The organism is Psychrobacter sp. H26, from assembly GCF_059073035.1.
Window position 1 is genome coordinate 3,153,657 of sequence record NZ_JCACRW010000001.1, and the last position, 19,547, is coordinate 3,173,203.

The following is a 19,547-nucleotide window of genomic DNA, read 5'->3' on the forward strand; positions in this document are numbered from 1 at the left end:
GAATGTCATTAGTTTCCAGTAGGTCGTCAAAATAACAATGTGTTTTGACGACCGTTTTATATACACCTATATTCTATTAATAGTCATTATGATAACGATTGAGCAACTTATCACTCGGATCGAGCAGCGGCAGCCTATTATCAATAAGGCTGATCTGGATGCTGATCAGTTATGTCGACCATTTGTCAGCGTTGGCAGTCTAACCACTGCTGGTGAGCAACAGCTCAGTTTTCTAGCAGACCCTAACTACATCTCTAGCTTGTCTACTAGCCAAGCAGGTGCCGTTCTAGTTACAGACTCGTATCGGGATCAAGTGCCTGCATCAGCCGTAGCATTGGTAGTATCAAATCCATACTTGGCTTATGCCAGCGCCAGTCAGCTGTTTGCTCGTAAGCTATCGTCCAAAGGAATTCATCCCAGTGCTGTCATTGCTGATAGTGCCATTATTGGCGATGAGGTTACTATTGGTCCTTTTTGTGTGATTGGTGAGCATGTACAGGTAGGGTCACGTAGCTCGCTAGAGTCCCATGTGGTCGTCGAAGCACATACTGGTATTGGTACAGATTGTGTCATCAAGCCACAAGTCGTTATCGGCCATGATTGCGTTATTGGTAGCCATGTTAGACTACATACAGGGGTGAGCGTAGGTGCTGAAGGCTTTGGGTTTGCACCTACCTCAGATCCTAGTACCTCAGGCTGGGAGCGTATTGCTCAATTAGGCCGTGTGGTCATTGGTGATCACGTGCGTATTGGTAGCCAGACTTGTATCGATCGCGGTGCTATTGACGATACGATCATTGGCAACCATGTTATTATTGATAACCTAGTACAGGTTGCTCATAATGTGCGTATCGGCGATGGTACAGCTATTGCCGCCCATACGGGTATTGCAGGTAGTACTACCATTGGCAAGCGCTGCATTATTGGCGGTGCTGTTGGTATTACAGGCCACATCGAAATTACAGACGATGTCGTATTGTCTGGTATGACGATGGTCACCAAATCCATAAAAACTGCTGGTTCATACTCTTCTGGCACCGCTGCGATGCCAACTGCTAACTGGCGACGTGCAGCAGTACGCTTTCGTCAGCTTGGTCGTAATTAATCTACACAATCAATCAATATTCAAAACACAGCAAGGAAGCGGCATTATGAGCAGCAACAACATAGATATCCCAACCGACGAAGATATCAAAAGCTTGGCTGAACAAGGTCTTAAGCTACCATTAACGTACCAGACGATTAAGCATTATTTGCCGCATCGTTATCCTTTTATGTTGGTAGATAGAATTGTCGCTTGTACACCTGGCGAGTGCATCACGGGTATCAAGAACGTGACGATCAATGAAGAGTTTTTTAATGGTCACTTTCCTGATGAGCCGATCATGCCAGGGGTACTGATGGTAGAGTCAATGGCACAGGTTTCAGGCGTGCTTGGGTTTATTAGTGCTGGTTTGACCGCAGAAGATGGTTATCTTTACCTGTTTGCAGGAGTAGACAAAGTGCGCTTTAAGCGTCGTGTCATTCCAGGTGATCAACTCATCATTCGTGCAAAAACAGTCATGCAACGTCATGGTATTTATAAGTTTGATTGTACAGTACATGTTGAAGATGAGCTTGCTGCCAGTGCGCAAATTATGATTGCACGCCAAGAGCAGCAAAAAATCAAAGATGCATAAGCGAAAAAGTGCGTATTCAATAAAAGTGCATAAAAAGTGATATCAAACCGACCATTACAATTATAATTAGCAGGTATATTTAACAATACAGCCTAGTATTAATATCATTAATGAGGCTAGATGGGTTGTATTGGGCTTACTATTTACTCGTATTAAATGATACAAGGGTTCACATTATGAGTCAGATTCATCCCACAGCACTCATCTCCCCATCTGCGCAGATTGATGAGACTGCCATTATTGGTCCTTATTGTATCGTTGGTGATGAGGTGTCCATTGGTGCACATACGGTACTGCATCGCCACGTAGTCGTGACTCGGCTAACACGTATCGGTGCGCACAATCAGTTTTATCAGTTTGCAAGTGTTGGTGAAGATCCACAAGATCTGAAGTATGCAGGAGAGCGCACTTGGCTTGAGATTGGCGATCATAATACCATTCGCGAAGCGTGCAGCTTACATCGCGGGACTGCTCAGGATGGCGGGCTGACTAAAATAGGGTGCCACAATCTACTGATGGTCAATACTCATGTGGCGCATGACTGCGTGATTGGTGATCATAATGTATTAGCAAATAACGTCGGGGTAGCAGGTCATGTGTCCATCGGTAATCACACAATCATAGGTGGCAATTCAGGTATTCACCAGTTTTGCACGGTAGATGATTATAGTTTAGTGGGCGGGGCAAGCTTGATTCTGAAAGATGTGGCTGCCTTTACTATGGTGTCTGGCAATCCAGCCAAAACTCATGGTATGAATGTTGAAGGAATGCGCCGTAAAGGCTGGTCGAAAGAGACTATTAACTCACTCCGTCAAGCGTACCGTGTGATTTTTAGGTCAGGTTTGACGACGGTACAAGCGCTCGAAACGCTTAACAATGAGCTACTGCCTCAAGAGCCAAAAATACAGCTCCTTATCGATTCACTACAAAACAGTCGCCGCGGTGTGGTGCGCTAAAAGGGTATTATGACTACTAACCTATGATGCCATTTTATATTTTTTAATTTGCCAAAAGGTTATTAATAAAAGATAATAGCGCCAAAAGCCATAACCAATTGTTATGGCTTTTTATATTTATGAATACTTGACTTTTTTAGTCGCTTAGCAGAAACTGAGCGTTTACGATATTGTAAACAATTCTTTCTTAATGTTACTGGGCGCTTCACATCGAAGTGTTTACTGAATAGTTCGGTAGTGGTACTGGCTATTTGTGGTGATCAAGGATGATTATCAGTGATGTTAATTTGAGCACGAGGACGGAAAAAATGGCTATCAACAAACAAGAACATGCACAGTGGAGCTCGAGTTTTGGCTTCGTATTGGCAGCAGTAGGCTCAGCAGTAGGTCTAGGAAATATTTGGAAGTTTCCATACATGGTAGGTGAAAGCGGTGGTTCAGCTTTCGTTATTGCTTATTTATTCTGTATCGCTCTGGTTGGTTTTCCCATACTGGTTGCTGAGTGGCTAGTTGGTCGCCGTGGACAAAAAAACCCAGTCAACACTTTTGCAGATGTCGCTGCTAGTGAAGGCAAGTCACGTAGCTGGAGCATCGTTGGTGCTACTGGTATCTTGGGTGGCTTTTTGATTCTATCGTTTTATAGTGTCATTGGTGGTTGGGCACTTAACTATATTACAAAAATCTCAACAGGTAGCTTTGTGGGTCAAGATAGCGATTCTGTCGCTGCAACCTTTGATGCTATGCTCGCGTCAGCGGGTACATTGACGATTTGGCATACCGTATTTATGATCTTAACCGCGGTCATCGTTGGTATTGGCGTCACAAGTGGTATCGAAAAAACAGCTAAGATCTTAATGCCATTGCTAGGTGTTATCTTGTTCGTTATCGTTGGTTATAACGTGATGAATGGTGGCTTTGGTGAGGCAGTGGCTTATCTATTCACGCCAGACCTTAGCAAACTGACAGCTGACGTTATGCTGGCAGCACTAGGTCATGCGTTCTTCACACTATCGATTGGTATGGGTATCATGGTTGCTTATGGTTCGTACTTAGGCCGTGAAGTGAACTTACTAAAAACAGCACGTACGGTTGTTATTTTAGATACCGTTATTGCGTTGGCTGCTGGTCTAGCCATCTTCCCAATTATCTTTAGTAATGGTTTAGACCCTGCTGCAGGTCCTGGTCTTATCTTTGTTAGTCTACCGATTGCTTTTGGTAGCATGAGTGCAGGTACTATTATTGGTGCATTGTTCTTCTTGCTTATCACCTTTGCTGCTATCACTTCATCTATCTCACTACTTGAGCCAACCGTTGAGTTATTAGAAGAGCGTACCTCGATGAGTCGTACTGTATCGACTATCGTTGCAAGTACGGTAATCTGGCTATTAGGTATTGCTGCATTGCTATCGTTCAACCTATGGTCGGACTTTACTATCATGGGTAATGGTATCTTTGATGCACTTGATAAGCTTACCAGTAAATTCTTATTACCTCTGACTGGTCTTGCTGCTATTTTATTCGTTGGTTGGAAGATGGATCAACGTGCTATCCAGCAAGAGCTTGGTTTATCTAATGGCACATGGCAGCTTTGGCAGATCGTTGCAAAATTCATCGCCCCAATCGCTGTTGTGGTGGTATTTGTAACGTCGCTAATGGGCTAATATTAATAGTGATTTAGCATTACTAAATCATCTAATGTTAAACATAGAAAAAGGGCTTAAGAATTATCTTAAGCCCTTTTTCTATGTTTAACAATGAAGCTATCAATAATCAAAGCTATCAGTAACGCTTACAACAGACTAACGTAAGTTCAGCTCAGGCACGGTTTGTCCACGTTTACTATAGAACTCGTTCACGAACTCATCGAACTGATCTTGCTCAATAGCATCTCTAATCCCTTGCATCAATCGCTGATAGTAGCGTAGGTTATGGATGGTCGCCAGCTGAGCTCCTAGCATCTCTTTGCACTTATTCAAATGATACAGATACGCACGGCTAAAGTTCTGACAAGTATAACAATCGCACTCTGGATCTAGTGGACCTTCGTCATTGCGATACTGGCTATTACGAATACGTACCACACCAGCATTGTCTGCATCGCCCGTCACAAAGTAATGACCATTACGCGCATTACGAGTAGGCATGACGCAGTCAAACATATCGACGCCGCGGCGTACGCCTTCAACCAAATCCTCAGGCTTACCAACACCCATAAGATAGCGCGGCTTGTCTGCTGGCATATCATCAGGGAGGTAGTCTAGGACATCTATCATCTCTTCTTTGGGTTCACCAACGGATAGACCACCGATAGCATAACCATCAAAGCCAATCTCTAGCAGACCCTCAAGTGACTGCTGACGTAGATCAGGATACATACTACCCTGTACGATACCAAACAAGGCATTGGTACTGCCCAGCCTGTTATGCTCATCAATACAGCGCTGTCCCCAACGTAGCGATAGCTCTAAAGATTTCTTTGCTTCTTCGTGAGTCGCGGGGTAAGGCGTACATTCGTCAAACTGCATAACGATGTCTGAGTTTAAGCTGTACTGGATCTGCATCGATTTTTCTGGAGAGAGAAATACCTTGGCGCCGTCGATAGGCGATTTAAAATTAACGCCTTCTTCGGTAATCTTACGCATGGCGCCCAAGCTAAATACCTGAAAACCGCCAGAATCGGTCAAGATAGGTTTGTCCCAATGCATGAACTTATGCAAACCACCAAATTTATCAATCACCTCAGTACCCGGACGTAACCAAAGATGAAAAGTATTGCCTAGAATAATATCAGCACCGATGGCTTCGATGTCACGTGGCAGCATACCTTTGACCGTACCATAAGTACCAACAGGCATAAAAGCAGGCGTTTGCACATCGCCATGATTGAGATGAACCGTACCACGGCGTGCACGCGTGTCACCGCTGGCCGTTTTATGTAAGACAAATTGCATATGATAACCGCTATGTAAGCTATGAAAATGGCGCTAATTATAGCATTGTTGGTTAATTTTTTGGACATAGATATTGAGTGCTATCCATATACGGTGAACGCGATACTCAATAATATTGGCTATGGTCACTTTGTCATAACCAAAAAACACAGACCATACCTCAAAAGACACAGACAGTACGAGTCGTCATTGATAAAGTATCAATCATACTGGTGAGGCATTTAGCGTCATTAGGCTATACGTTAAAAAACTAAAATTTAAAAAACCATACTTTAAAAAACTAGGAAAACAATATGAAAAAGACAGGGTATTTATTATTAGCAGGCGGATTATTGTTGATATCGAAAGGGGCGATGGCGGCTGATGTAGAAGAGCCTGAGTACACGTTATTGGCACAAACAGACGATTTTGAACTACGTCGCTATGATGAACAGCTCGTAGCACAGACGTGGGTAAGCGGTGACCAACGCGCGGCAAGTCGTGCAGGGTTCAAAGTACTTGCAGACTATATTTTTGGTAACAATACCGCACCAACAGGTGGCAGTAGTAAGATCAGCATGACAGCGCCCGTCACTATGCAGCCCAATAACGATGATGGCAGTGACTCACAAAAAATCGCGATGACCGCACCGGTCAGTATGCAACAAGATGACGGGAAATGGCGCGTACAATTTACGATGCCTAGCAAATATACGATGCAAACACTGCCTAAGCCAAACAATCCAGATGTTGAAATCGTAGAAGTACCTGCACAAACGTACGGTGTGATTAAATTTTCAGGGTTTACTGGAAGTGAAAAAGTAGATAAAAAGACACAAGAGCTACAGGATTGGATGCAAAGCAAAAATCTAACGCCTACAGGTGATCCTGAGTTGGCACGCTATGATGAACCATGGACATTACCGTTCTTGCGCCGCAATGAAGTCATGATTGCCTATGAGCAAAAGTAGTCGTTCTACTGGACTCTAAAGGAATGCCACTAGTTTCCTATACTATCTCGATTATTAATCAAAAAAAGACAGCCATTGCTGTCTTTTTTGTGTTCAATTTTTAGCCAGCTGGTTTAGCTGTTTTGCTCACGGATGATGTTGAGCATACGGCGTAATGGCTCTGCTGCGCCCCATAGTAGCTGATCACCAACAGTAAATGCGCCCAAATATTCAGGACCCATATTAAGTTTACGCAGGCGACCTAGCGCAACAGTTAGTGTCCCAGTTACTGCCACTGGGGTGAGGCGATTCATAGTGGCTTCTTTGTCATCTTCGACTAAGTCCAACCATTCGTTGCCACTGTTTTTGAGCGCCGCTTCGATCTCTTCTAGTGGGATGTCTTTTTTGAGCTTGATGGTTAGGCCCTGTGCATGGCAGCGCATGGCGCCCACGCGTACACACATACCATCGATAGGAATGGTGCTTGCGTCATCATTGCCCAAGATCTTGTTGGTTTCAACACCACCTTTCCACTCTTCTTTTGATTGTTTGTTTTCTAACTGAACATCGATATAAGGGATCAAGCTGCCTGCAAGCGGTACACCGAAGTACTGCGTAGGAAAGTCGGCTGAGCGCTGAGTTTGCGCGATTTTTTTATCAATATCAAGGATAGCGCTCGCAGGATTGGCCAGCTCATCCTGTACAGCGTCATGCAAGACACCCATGCCTGAAATCAGCTCGCGCATATTATTGGCACCAGAGCCACTTGCCGCTTGATACGTCATTGCGCTGACCCATTCAACCCAGCCTCTATTGAACAGCTCGCCGATGGCCATCAGCATCAATGATACGGTACAGTTGCCACCGATAAAGTCTTTTTTGCCACCAGCTAAGGCATCGTCAATGACACTGCGATTGACGGGATCAAGAATGATGATGCTTTCATCTTTCATACGTAGGGTACTTGCCGCATCAATCCAGTAGCCACTCCAACCGCCATCACGCAGTGGTTGATGAACTTTTGAGGTATAGTCACCACCTTGGCAGGTAATAACCACGTCACAAGCAGCGAGTGCTTCAATATTATGAGCATCTTTTAGTTGACCGGTCTCAATACCATCAAATTTTGGTGCATCGCCACCCGCATTGCTGGTCGAAAAAAACACAGGCGTGATACCGTTGAAGTCATTCTCTTCTTGCATACGTTGTATCAATACTGACCCTACCATACCGCGCCAGCCTACCAAGCCTACTGTTAAATTACTCATGAAATTCAATCCTATTTACAATTATTTGTTGCGTCATCAACCGATAACAATGCCGTGAATGGCAAAAAAAAGCAAGGCGTTTTGGCTATTATTTGGTCATTTTCTATACACTATTAAATATGCTCACTATAACTTTAGGTTATCACTATTCAAAATCACTGAGACATCTACTCGTTTCTAGTATCGTAGAGTAATGCTCCGAATGTCGGCGCATTTACACATACTCATTATACTAAGGGGTCTGACATTGTAAATTTTTATGACAGTTGCCCCATAATTATGACTCACTTGTAGGCGAAAATCCTATGAAATGCTAAAGTAAGCTTCTAGCATTATTGCCTAACGTCAGTTCGGTCACATTAAGACTATGATGCACTGTGTCATTGAACAAACGATGTCTGACATCATTGACTCTATTATCCTCTCAATAAACGGTTAGTACATACTATGGATCTCTCACTATTATATTATGGCCTACAGTGGCTAGCAGGATTCATCGCATTTGTCACAATCTGGGGCTGGATACCGCTTGATAATTGGTGGGTGCGCGGTGTTGAGTTTCCACGTATTCAGATCATGGTGCTTGGTATTATTGCTTGGCTGGGGATGATCGTGTTCTCTTCAGAGTGGGAGTTGGGTCAGTGGCTGCTGTTCGTTATACTTAGCATCACTTTAGCCTTTCAGCTAAGAATGGTCCTGCCTTATACCAAGCTATGGAAAAAGGAAGTCCAAAAAGCAAAAGATAAGCCAGAAGGAAAAGTCCATCACTTGAAAATTATGGTATCAAACGTACTGACACCTAATGATGAGACGCAAAAACTGGTTGAGTTGGTTGGACAAAAGCAGCCTGATATTTTAATAACGTTAGAGAGTGATAAAAAGTGGGAAAAAGCATTGCACCAAATTGAATCTGATTATCCTTATACGGTCAAGGTACCACTCGACAACCTATATGGTATGCATCTGTATTCTAAGCTTGAGCTGATAGATCCTGAGGTTAAGTATCTGATGATCGATGACATACCTTCTGTTCATACTCAGCTGCGTCTGCAGGGCGGACGGGTGATTTGGTTATATTGCTTACATCCCATGCCACCTAGTCCAACTGAAGCTGATAAATCAACCACGCGTGATGCTGAGTTGCTCATGGTTGGCAAACACATCAAAGAAAATAACCAAACGGCGATATTGGCTGGTGATCTCAACGATGTGGCATGGTCAAAAACAACGCGACGTTTTCAGCGCATCTCGGGTCTACTAGATCCTCGTATTGGTCGACATTTTATCAATACTTTTCATGTCAAATACCCGTTTTTACGCTGGGCTTTAGACCATATCTTTCACAGTGCTTGTTTTACGGTCGTCGATATCAAGCGTATGCCGTCTATAGGGTCAGATCATTTTCCTGTAATGACCACTCTGCAATACGAGCCAGAGGAGACCAGTAATCAAGAGGGTAATGCACCTACTGCCGAAGCAGAGGATGTGGAAGAAGCAGACCATAAAATAGAAGAGGGCAAAAAAGAAGGTAAAAAAGTATCAGATGAGCATAGAGAAGAACAGCGCAATTTTGCTTCACAACAGATATCGCAAGCAGACAGAACTGATGCTGTCGTAACGTAAGCATATGCTTACGTCAAATAAGGTCTTTAGCTTCTATTCGTACTACATTGATTGTCCTATAATACCTCCATCAACACAAGGATACGCAAGGATGCAGTGTTGAGACGGTACCAATACAAGAACAGGTCAGCCCGCTGTCTTATACGTTACTGTTTATGACTCAGGATGAGTCAACATGGAAGAGAGATAATAACAATAACATGAAGCGTCAAAGCCCTGAACCAATCGCCCTAGGTTCGGGGCTTTTCTTTGTGTGTTATTTGGAAATGTAATGGGTTGCTAATATAGCTAGCGGTATTCAGACATCTGTATTGGATAAGTTTGTTGTCAGCTATCTTTATGATTCAATAATAAATTATCCATTTTTAGGTAGCAAAAAAGGGCACATGCTACTGCACATACCCTTTCTGATACTCGTATTACTACTTGTTGCCGAGTACTCAAACAATAAGTATTTAGCCCAACACTTGGACGTAAGCACCTGCACGTAGCTCTTGTAACCAGTCTTCTTTGGCTTGTGGCGCTAGGCGCTGATACAACGCTTGACGTGCCATATTACGACGATACTGTTCGCTAACGTCTTGCTCACGCTTGCCATCGACTTTTAGTATGTGCCAGCCAAACTGAGTTTTGAACGGTGCAGAGTAATCACCAACTACCGTGTTTTTCATAGTGGCTTCGAATGGGCCAACCATATCTTCTTCACTGACCCAGTCTAGATCACCACCGCGCCCAGCTGAGCCTGGATCATCCGAATAAGTCGACGCTAAACTAGCAAAGTCAGCACCGCTACGCAATTGGTCGTACAGGTCGTTGATTTTTTGTTCAGCAAGCGCATCAGTCTGAAGTTCATCTACTTTCACCAAGATATGACGAGTATGCCACTGCGGTATGAGCATTGTATCGCTGGCCTTTTTATCAGCCAATTTGATGATATCGATACCTTCAGGTGTTAATAGTGGCTCACTAACTGCGCCAACATCAAGCTTGGTTATCTTACTCGATAACTCTGTAGGTAGAGAGGCTGCTTTATGAAAGCCCATATCCCCACCTTGAATAGGAATAGGGTAGCTCCCTTGGCTTGCCGCAACGGCTTCAGAGACACTGACGTTTGGCGCAAGCAGACGAGTACGTAAGTTTTGAGCCACTGTTAAGGCTTCTGCGCGCTGCGCTTCTGACAAGCGGCTGTAGTCATCTATATAGGGAACACGGACGTGTACGGTTTGATATTCACTTTGGTTTAGACGCTTTGCTTCTGGTGATGCCAAAAAGGCATCAATATCTTGTTCACTAATGCGCACACGGCGACTGATTTGACGCTGCTGCAGTGCTTGGATAGAGGCCTCTTCAATAAGCTGAGCACGCAGCGCAGCGTAGCTACCAGGACGGGCGGCATCTAGACGTTGCTGCAGTCCCGAGATGCTATTGATGCCTTCAGCTTGAGCGATCTGAGCTAAGCGCTGATTGATATCCGCTTCATCAGGCGATACACCGACACGTTTTACCATTGATAATTGCAGTTCACGCAAGATCAGGGCATTTAGCACTTCAGACTGTAGCTGCGATGAGTTGGCAATAGGTTCTCCTGCTGCTCGTGCACGCGCTTGGGTCTGCGTAATAGCATTGACCAGCTCACTTTTTAGAATAGCATTTTCGTTTACTAAGGCAACGATACCATCTGTACTAGTAGCAGGTGTCAAACGAGCTGCCGTGCTTTGTTCTGCGGTCGACGATGCTGGTACTGCTGCAGGTTTTACAGTGGCTGCTTGAGCACTTAAGGTAAGCGCAAGGCTAGCGCCCGTAGATAGCAGTACAGCACGGCTGGTTTGACGTAAAGAAAAAAATCTCATGATGCTCCTCATCAATGTCATCGCATCGGATGGTAGTTGGTCAACGCTATCCAATACTGTTAATAATCAATTATTCGACAGCGTTGACCATAATAGGGGTTCAAGTAATGTCTTACAAATATTCGTCTAAATAATAGGTCACGCTAGCAAAAAGTGCATTAGTCTTTCCATGCTGTCTGAACAGGTTCGAAGCCCAACACTTTGTCAGCGAGCAATCGTGTTAAGCGGCTGCTGCCACTACCAAGACCATTCAACCGTATCTCTGCCATAACCGCTTCTGTTGGTTCGTCTTTCACATTTAGGTCATTATAGTAACGACGACCATAAACTGCAAAACCAAAGCAACAATCTTCGTAATCAACGCCGATAAGTGAATCAAGCATCTTATTACTATTATAATCATATTGACCTTGAGCCAATATCCGCCAGCTATTATTGATAGGGAAAACAGCAGAAGCCGTAAAAGCAGACAATGGCAACTGATCCGTATTTTCGTCGCGCTGACGTTTAACATAGCCCACATTGAATAAGCTATTGTCTGAGGGTTGATAGCGTAGCTCAGTCGTAATATAGTTCAAATCATAGTCGTTAGTCAGCGCACCGCTGACATCAACCCAAAAATTATTGTAAGGTTGGGTACTGGTATCCCATACCATGCCCGAAGACGAGGAGTTGAAAACTCGTTGCTCATCATCAAGCGTTACACGTCCATCATCTATATAGAACTGTTCTGCAATGCTACCATCAAAACGTGTCACACCCGTTGCATCGATGTAACGATAATTGACGCCAGGCGTGATAGAGTGCAAATCCTGCAAGCGATCATGCCCTAAGAACCAACTGTCCGAAAATAGCTGCTCATAGTTGATAGAGGCAATACGAGTATTAAAGTTAGGGATATCATTTTGGTTCTTGTACGGCGAGTACGTGTATTTGACTCGTGGACTGAGCAAGCGGTAGCCACCCATAGTGTCATCAAAAGCACCAAAAGGTGAGCCTGCTTGATAGAAGTTCAGTGCCGCATCAATACTGGCTTGTGGCACGAATACGGACTGGCTACCATCTTCCTCACTAATATCATTATCTGCCAAGCTGTCCTCATCATATGAGGTGTAGAGATGTTGCAAGCTTAGCTTCGGTCTAATATAGCCCCAAGATCTTTCCATCGGGTAAACGGCGCTCAGTTTATTATAGATACGTGCGCCGCTCTTCTCATCTTCAGAACCATCATCTATAGATTTTTTGAAATAGGCAGAATCATGCACACCAGTGATGTCAAAGTTCTTTGCCCACGGTAGTCTATAGTCAAGCTTGAGCTGTGGTAGGCGTGAATAGGGCTTGTCCTTGTCTTCTAACGCCTCACCATCATCGGTAAAAGCATCTAGCGTCTGAAAAGTTTCAACCTTTAGCTCACCATCGACATAATCATTGTAATAATTAACGCGAGCACGGCGTGGTAGGTTGATGGTGTTATCTGATAAACCTAAATTATCAAAATCGTCAAGATAATCTGAATCCGAAACGTAGCTATATTTGGCATCCGCACTCAAGCGTGGAATATCTTTGGACGACCAATAGTGATCATAAAATAAGCTTTTACGATCTTCATCATTGAATTCTTTGTCGTTAGGCAAGTAAGAGCCGCTAACGATCCCTTCACCATAATTTTCGGTCAAGTAGCGAAACTCGCCTGACAACATAGGGTTGCGGTTGGTATATATTTGAGTATTGAGCGTGGCGTCATAATTGGGTGCTAGATTAAAATAATAAGGCACATCAAGCTCGACACCGCTTTCGCTACTCACGCTAGCACTAGGTAACAAAAACCCACTGCTACGCCGGCTGTCTATCGGAAAATTAAAGTAGGGGAGATAAAATACAGGTACGTCAGCAATACGAAAGGTGGTGTCGTAAGCTTCACCGCGTCCAGTATCGGTATTTAGATCGATACTTTTGGCATCGAACTGCCATTTACGATTGGTAGGCGGACAGGTACTAAACATCACCTCGTCCAACTCGTACTCACTATCGTTGGGTTTGTTCAAGCGCTTAGCATAACCATGTGCTTGTAACTCGACACTAGCAAAGGCCACATCATTGGCCGTTGATTGTCCAGTTTCTGTATTATAGTTCAGGCTATCTGCGACTCCAATCAGACCGCCTTGCCTTGCTCTGTCATTTAGGCTCGCCTGAGAGCGGTTTGGCGTACTTTTGACTGATTTTCCAGTTGCCTGATCAGTAAACATAACCTTGCCCTGTGCAGCGGCAACGCCGTTACTCAAGTCAATAACGACCTTTTCTGCTTCAATGTGCTGGGTGCCTTGATCGACTTTGACATTGCCTGACAGCTCAGCATAGTTAATATTGTTGTAATAACCATAGTCTGACTCTGTAAACAGGGGCGCTTGGTTATTCGGTACGCTATCTACATCAGCAATAGGTTGTCCATTTGCAGCACCAGCTTCATTCACAGCACGCTGGTAATTAGGGTTGCTCTTTGGATAGACCCATTGACCTTCACAGCGCTGCGCGCTATCTACCGCACTTGGAAGTAGCCGTAAGTCTTTACCGACTTTTGGAATGGTTTGGGCTGCTGGTGCTAGGGTGCTCTGGGTATCCTCTGATTCGACGATCGTTACCTCATCGACATTATCTAAGGTAGAAGTGTTTAAGGCAGAAGTGTCTGTTTCTGGCGTGAGCTCATAAAATTCTGCCAAACGCGTGAGGCTGGCTTGAATGCTCTCATCACTAGTATCGAGCTGTTGGTTATCTGTTACTGTGCGGTTAGGTGTAATAGTCGTGCTGGCCCGTGTGTCATTGATTTTTGGAGCACTGTCCATTGTATCTACGGGTTGTAAAGATGACGTATCATCGGCTTCATTAATTGCTGTGATGCTTAGCTCTGAGTCTGAGTCGTCAGAGGCGTAGCTGCTCGCACTGCTCATTGATGGCTCAGTTGACTGGGTGTCAGCATCGTTAATAGCTGCACTGACAGATAGACTAGAAAAGCCTAAGGCACCAAATAAGATCAAACGAATGCTTTGGTAAAGCGGAGAATATAACAAGGGCACACCTATGATTGCAGAGCCTATTGGATTGCGATACTGAATTGCATAGCCATACTGTTCGACAATACATCACTGCCAATAAGCGGCTAAAAGATCACTTATTGATAGCGTCGTCTCAAGAGTTTGGCTATTTACATATAATGACGACTAATCATAGTCAAAAAAAACCAAATCAGCTACACTATTTACCAAAATTTATAATATAAGCAAGCTGATTGTGAACGAGATAGAGCGTTCAGTTGAGCATCAAATACTAAGTAATATCTTTATACGTCTACTGGCGCTGATGTTGCGGTCCAGGACAGGGCTATTTTAGCAAGTATTTGCCTGACTTATCACTACTTTAATTATTTATGATTTATATTTAACCAACGATGCCCATTATGACTGATAAAATGACTATAGAGCCTGACATGATCGATAACAATAACGACAATCGCCAACAACAACTAGAGCAGTGGCTGCAGCAAGTATTTACAGATAAAGCTTTTAATTTGGAGAGTTTGCCTGGTGATGCGAGCGCCCGTCGCTATCATCGCATTCAACTATCAGAAGCTAATAAGCCAGAAAGTACGCGCTATATTGTTATGGACTCTGCTGACGAGCAAGATGCCATGCGTCAGTTTATCAATGTCGCCAAGCTCATGTCGCCTGCCATCAATGTACCGACGCTCGTCGCACAAAATCTGGAAAAAGGGTTTTTGGTACTACAAGATTTTGGTGCTACAGAATTTGCGCATCTGCTCACAGACGCAGCGCCAGCGCAAATTAACGACTATTATCAACTGGCAATGCAGACACTAGTAGCGCTGCAAACGGTACCCGTTGAGACTGCAAAATCTGAGCACCAGCTGCCAGATTATGATACAGCGCTATTAGATCGTGAGATGAACCTATTTAGCGAATGGTTTATACCTTATATCGGGGTCGATCTAAACGAGACGGTGTGGGAGAATTTAAAAACCACATTGATAAATGCAATCTTGTTGCAACCACAAGTAGTTGTCCATCGTGACTATCATAGCCGCAACCTGATGCAAGACCAAGCGGACACATCACGTTTGGGTGTGATTGATTTTCAAGACGCCGTGATCGGCTCTTACACGTATGATTTGGTGTCGCTAGTACGTGATGCCTATGTCGAATGGCCAGAGCGTCAAGTGTCTACATGGATTAACGACTTTTGGCAGTTACAACAGCAAAACTCACTATCTACAGCAGACACTGCGTCACAGCTTGAAAACGATGTGAACGTCATGGGTGTACAGCGTCATCTAAAGGTATTGGGTATTTTTATTCGATTATCTGAGCGTGATGGCAAAGATCGCTATTTAGCGGATATTCCCAAGGTCATGCGTGATCTGATTATTGAATTAAACTGGTTGGCTAAACAAGGAAGTGACGACATCGCGCTTGCCGTTCGACCGTTCAATCAATGGCTACAAGAGACTGTCCTGCCTGCATATCAAGACAAATTTACGTCACTTTCGCTTTCTTAGGATGAGTCGCTACAATAAACATCAGTTAAACTGATTACTTGAATAATGAGCACTTAAATAACGAGTACTCAAATAATAATATAAAAAGGAGCGTACATGTCGACATCTACGTCTAAGATTACGCAAGCAATGATTTTGGCTGCTGGCAAGGGCACACGTCTGCGTCCATTAACGTTAGAGACGCCAAAGCCTTTGGTTGAGGTCGGTGGTCAGCCGCTTATTGTGTGGCACATCAAAGCATTGCAGGCAGCAGGTATTACTGACATCACAATCAATGCCTCTTGGTTGGCTGACAAGCTTATGAATAGCTTAGGTGATGGGTCGCAATACGGAGTCACACTGCATTGGTCAGTAGAGGACGATGAACCGTTAGAGACGGCAGGCGGTATTTTTCAAGCACTACAATCAGGAAAGCTGCGAGATGAGCCGTTTATTTTGGTCAACTCTGACGTTTGGACGACCTACCATTTCACTCAATTACAGGACTATGTGCTGAGCGCCGACCAGCGCGCGCATCTGCTACTCATCGATAACCCAGAGCATAACAATGGTGGCGATTTTGCGATCAATAATGGTCTGGCTAGTGAGCACCCGGTTGGCGACGCAGACAAATATACCTTTGCAGGTATTAGTGTGATGTCACCCGCATTGGTCGAGGGATTAGTACCAGGGCAGCCTGCTGCATTGGCGCCGCTGCTCAAGCAGGCGATGATTAAGTTTCAGATTACTGCTGAAGTGATTACAGATAACTGGATAGATGTGGGCACCCCTGAGCGTCTGACACAAGTAAATGACTTTGTTGAACAACATGACACGAATGGTCATCATGGTAGAGCAGACTAGCTAATTTAGCAAAAACCCATAAAAAAGCAGCTTTGATGATTCAACGCTGCTTTTTTGTGGGTTTCGATATTTATCTTCAACATCAATGACTCTAGTCCCAGATGCTGTTTATTAAACACCCATAGCAAGTTTGATGAGCTGTGCAATCGTAAACACAACTAAAAACCCTGCTGTATATAGACCAATAAACCATAACCATTGAGATTGTTTTTTACTAAGCTTTTTCATATCTTTCTCCTGATTAGCGTATGAACAGTGGCTATCGACTATCAACAATAACAGCCACCGTTTCTAGCTGATCCGTTACTTATCACTATTAGCGATCAGTACATCGGATTATGATCAGATTTACCCTTGAACGTATAGTAAGCAAAAGCGGTATAGCTCAAGATAATCGGTAGCATGATAACGGCGCCAATAAGCATAAATGATAGCGAAGTATCCGCCGCTGCTGCCTCATAAATCGTCATCTGATACGGTACGATATATGGGAATAGAGCAAAACAAACACCAATATAACCCATCAGAAATAGCGCAACCGTCAATAAAAACGGACGATATTCACGCTCGGTCTTCAAGTCTTTACGCATGACAAAGAACAAAATCACAGCAATTACAGGCATAGGGGCAAGATATAGCAGCTCTGGAAAACCAAACCATCCTTCTAACGCATCAATGTCCGAGAAGTACATAAACGCGGTGACAACAATCATCGCTACCACTAAGGCGCTCAGCATCCAGCCTGAGACTCTACGCGCCCATACTTGTAGAGTATGTTCTGTTTTTATGATAAGCCACGTCGAGCCAAGTAAGGCATAACCAATAATCATGGCAAATCCGCAAACGATCGAGAAAGGCGTAAACCAATCAAACGGACCACCCGTATAGAGACGGTTGCTGGCCTCTAGTCCTTGCACCAGCGCCCCAAGCATAATGCCTTGAGAAAAGGTGGCAACGACAGAGCCTACAAAGAAAAAAGTATCCCACACATGTCGACGCGACGATGACTTGAAGCGAAACTCAAACGCTACCCCGCGCATGATAAGACCGAACAGCATGGCAGTCACAGGCAGGTAGAGACCTGTCATGATAATACCGTAAGCAACAGGGAATGCGGCAAATAGACCGCCACCGCCTAATACTAACCATGTCTCGTTACCATCCCAGAAAGGGGCGATAGAATTCATCATACGACTGCGATTTTTGTCTGAGCCTGCAAATGGGAACAAAATTCCGCAGCCCAAATCAAACCCATCAAGCAGCACATAGATAAAGACAGATAAAGCAATCAATCCGCCCCAAATGAGAGGTAAGTCTAATACATCACCGAAGTTAAACATTAGCGTAATCCTCCATCATCGACATCATCTGCAGGCGCATCTAAGTCCTCTTCAGTATTTTTGGCAGGATTGCTATCGCCACTCAATGCGCGACCTTGGCTTTCTGTTACTGAGTGCTCATAGAAGTTGTCTTCAGCAGGATCTGTATAAGGCTTAGGACCTTGAGCAATCAAGCGTAAGATATAAAAACTACCGGCACCAAAAACAAATATATAGAGCACAATGAAGCCAATGAGTGTCGTAGCCACTTGCTGCGCTGCAAGAGGAGACATACTTTCAGCAGTACGAATCACCCCATATACTGTCCAAGGCTGACGTCCTGTCTCAGTCACGAACCAACCCGACAATAGAGCAATAAAGCCAAGCGGGGTCATCATCATCCACGCACGGTGGAACCATACGCTATCAGAATTGAATTGTTGTTTCTTAAAGTATTTGTAGAGACTAAATAAGCCAACCAGTACCATAAGCATACCGATACCAACCATGATACGAAATGCCCAGAACACAATGATGACCGGTGGCTGATCTTCAGGGGCCCAGTTCTTCAGACCTTTGACTTCACCATCCAATGAATGGGTAAGAATCAAACCAGTTACGTAAGGAATTTTTACTTCGTACTTATTGGTCTGGTTTTCTTGATCAGGAATCGCAAACAGTCGTAGAGCAGCACCGCGCTCATCTTCCCAGATACCCTCCATTGCAGCCACTTTGGCTGGTTGATGCTCAAGCGTATTTAGACCATGTTCATCTCCAATCAACACCTGCGCTGGCGCGACAAAGATAGCCATGATCATCGCCATACCAAGCATCACGCGACCATGCTCACGGTGATCTGCGTGTTTTTTGGATTGGATATAGTAAGCACCAATACCACCGATAACAAAGGCAGTCGTTAAAAATGCTGCAGTCATCATATGGGCGTAGCGGTAAGGGAACGAAGGATTGAAAATGATCTCAAGCCAGTCGGTTGGATAAAGTAGACCGTCTGCACCCATCATAAAACCTTGAGGGGTTTGCATAAAGCTGTTGGCAGACAGGATCCAGAAGCCCGAGATTAGCGTACCGATGGCGACAATGGCAGTCGAGGCAAAGTGCATGCGCTTGCTGACACGTCCCCAGCCAAATAGCATGATACCCAAAAAAGAAGCTTCTAAAAAAAATGCGGTCAATACTTCATAGGCGAGTAGTGGGCCTAAAACGTTACCCGCCTTGTCAGAGAAGACAGCCCAGTTGGTACCGAACTGGTAAGACATCACCACGCCAGATACCACACCCAGACCGAAAACGACGGCAAATATCTTAACCCAATGCTTATAAACTTCAGCATAGATAGGATTACCAGTTCTCAACCAGCGAAATTCAAGCACTGCAAGCCAGCTGGCAAGTCCGATAGAGAAGGCAGGAAAGACAATATGAAACGAGATAACAAAAGCAAACTGAATGCGTGCGAGCATCAGCGCATCGAGCTGGTCTATCATAAATGTAGCGAACATAAACGGTTACTCTCATCTGTTAGCTGAATAGCGCTGGCTTCCGTA

15 protein-coding genes are annotated in these 19,547 nt (G+C 44.3%); 8 read left to right on the forward strand and 7 right to left on the reverse strand.

The genetic code is table 11. The annotated features are described in order from the left end of the window. The first annotated feature begins 88 nt into the window (after window positions 1-88). The 4 genes from lpxD to AC5JPT_RS13205 all read left to right on the forward strand — a co-directional run bounded on the left by lpxD (window position 89) and on the right by AC5JPT_RS13205 (window position 4,296). Entirely contained in the window at window positions 89-1,105 is a 1,017-nt protein-coding gene (gene lpxD / locus AC5JPT_RS13190; RefSeq protein ID WP_493858373.1) for a UDP-3-O-(3-hydroxymyristoyl)glucosamine N-acyltransferase, read from the forward strand. Between the two features lie 46 nt (window positions 1,106-1,151). After that, entirely contained in the window at window positions 1,152-1,679 is a 528-nt protein-coding gene (gene fabZ, locus AC5JPT_RS13195) for a 3-hydroxyacyl-ACP dehydratase FabZ (protein ID WP_319050051.1), read from the forward strand. 176 nt (window positions 1,680-1,855) lie between these two features. After that, window positions 1,856-2,635 carry an acyl-ACP--UDP-N-acetylglucosamine O-acyltransferase gene (gene lpxA / locus AC5JPT_RS13200; protein ID WP_493858374.1) on the forward strand — a complete coding sequence of 260 codons (780 nt, stop codon included), beginning with the start codon at window positions 1,856-1,858 and terminating at the stop codon, window positions 2,633-2,635. Between the two features lie 308 nt (window positions 2,636-2,943). Then, window positions 2,944-4,296 carry a sodium-dependent transporter gene (locus AC5JPT_RS13205; RefSeq protein WP_319050054.1) on the forward strand — a complete coding sequence of 451 codons (1,353 nt, stop codon included), beginning with the start codon at window positions 2,944-2,946 and terminating at the stop codon, window positions 4,294-4,296. Window positions 4,297-4,434: 138 nt separating this feature from the next. Here AC5JPT_RS13205 and tgt read toward each other — a convergent pair whose 3' ends face one another. Further along, window positions 4,435-5,586, reverse strand: coding sequence for a tRNA guanosine(34) transglycosylase Tgt (gene tgt, locus AC5JPT_RS13210; protein ID WP_319050055.1), 1,152 nt, complete (start codon window positions 5,584-5,586; stop codon window positions 4,435-4,437). Between the two features lie 293 nt (window positions 5,587-5,879). Between tgt and AC5JPT_RS13215 the strand changes: the two genes are divergently transcribed. Continuing rightward, window positions 5,880-6,536 carry an SOUL family heme-binding protein gene (locus AC5JPT_RS13215; protein WP_493858375.1) on the forward strand — a complete coding sequence of 219 codons (657 nt, stop codon included), beginning with the start codon at window positions 5,880-5,882 and terminating at the stop codon, window positions 6,534-6,536. A 113-nt stretch (window positions 6,537-6,649) separates the two neighbouring features. Here the strand turns inward: AC5JPT_RS13215 and asd are convergent, their stop codons facing one another. Beyond that, entirely contained in the window at window positions 6,650-7,783 is a 1,134-nt protein-coding gene (asd, locus tag AC5JPT_RS13220) for an aspartate-semialdehyde dehydrogenase (RefSeq protein WP_493858376.1), read from the reverse strand. Between the two features lie 447 nt (window positions 7,784-8,230). Here asd and AC5JPT_RS13225 point away from each other — a divergent pair, with 447 nt between their 5' ends. Continuing rightward, window positions 8,231-9,406 carry an endonuclease/exonuclease/phosphatase family protein gene (locus AC5JPT_RS13225; protein WP_493858377.1) on the forward strand — a complete coding sequence of 392 codons (1,176 nt, stop codon included), beginning with the start codon at window positions 8,231-8,233 and terminating at the stop codon, window positions 9,404-9,406. Window positions 9,407-9,861: 455 nt separating this feature from the next. Here AC5JPT_RS13225 and AC5JPT_RS13230 read toward each other — a convergent pair whose 3' ends face one another. Together AC5JPT_RS13230 and AC5JPT_RS13235 are read right to left on the reverse strand one after the other, a co-directional pair. After that, window positions 9,862-11,256 carry a peptidylprolyl isomerase gene (locus AC5JPT_RS13230; protein ID WP_493858378.1) on the reverse strand — a complete coding sequence of 465 codons (1,395 nt, stop codon included), beginning with the start codon at window positions 11,254-11,256 and terminating at the stop codon, window positions 9,862-9,864. 158 nt (window positions 11,257-11,414) lie between these two features. Beyond that, window positions 11,415-14,321, reverse strand: a complete 2,907-nt coding sequence (locus AC5JPT_RS13235) for an LPS-assembly protein LptD (protein WP_493858379.1) — start codon at window positions 14,319-14,321, stop codon at window positions 11,415-11,417. Window positions 14,322-14,707: 386 nt separating this feature from the next. Here AC5JPT_RS13235 and AC5JPT_RS13240 point away from each other — a divergent pair, with 386 nt between their 5' ends. Next, window positions 14,708-15,823 carry an aminoglycoside phosphotransferase family protein gene (locus AC5JPT_RS13240; RefSeq protein ID WP_493858380.1) on the forward strand — a complete coding sequence of 372 codons (1,116 nt, stop codon included), beginning with the start codon at window positions 14,708-14,710 and terminating at the stop codon, window positions 15,821-15,823. Between the two features lie 96 nt (window positions 15,824-15,919). After that, complete coding sequence (gene murU, locus AC5JPT_RS13245) at window positions 15,920-16,666, forward strand: N-acetylmuramate alpha-1-phosphate uridylyltransferase MurU (RefSeq protein ID WP_493858381.1); 747 nt, start codon at window positions 15,920-15,922, stop codon at window positions 16,664-16,666. 111 nt (window positions 16,667-16,777) lie between these two features. Here the strand turns inward: murU and AC5JPT_RS13250 are convergent, their stop codons facing one another. The 3 genes from AC5JPT_RS13250 to AC5JPT_RS13260 form a co-directional block, all read right to left on the reverse strand. Continuing rightward, window positions 16,778-16,894, reverse strand: a complete 117-nt coding sequence (locus tag AC5JPT_RS13250) for a DUF2474 domain-containing protein (RefSeq protein ID WP_423725573.1) — start codon at window positions 16,892-16,894, stop codon at window positions 16,778-16,780. A 95-nt stretch (window positions 16,895-16,989) separates the two neighbouring features. Then, window positions 16,990-18,006 carry a cytochrome d ubiquinol oxidase subunit II gene (cydB, locus tag AC5JPT_RS13255; RefSeq protein WP_443524549.1) on the reverse strand — a complete coding sequence of 339 codons (1,017 nt, stop codon included), beginning with the start codon at window positions 18,004-18,006 and terminating at the stop codon, window positions 16,990-16,992. Next, window positions 18,006-19,502, reverse strand: a complete 1,497-nt coding sequence (locus tag AC5JPT_RS13260; RefSeq protein ID WP_442967625.1) for a cytochrome ubiquinol oxidase subunit I — start codon at window positions 19,500-19,502, stop codon at window positions 18,006-18,008. Before AC5JPT_RS13260 ends, cydB begins: the two co-directional genes overlap by 1 nt. Window positions 19,503-19,547 lie beyond the last annotated feature (45 nt).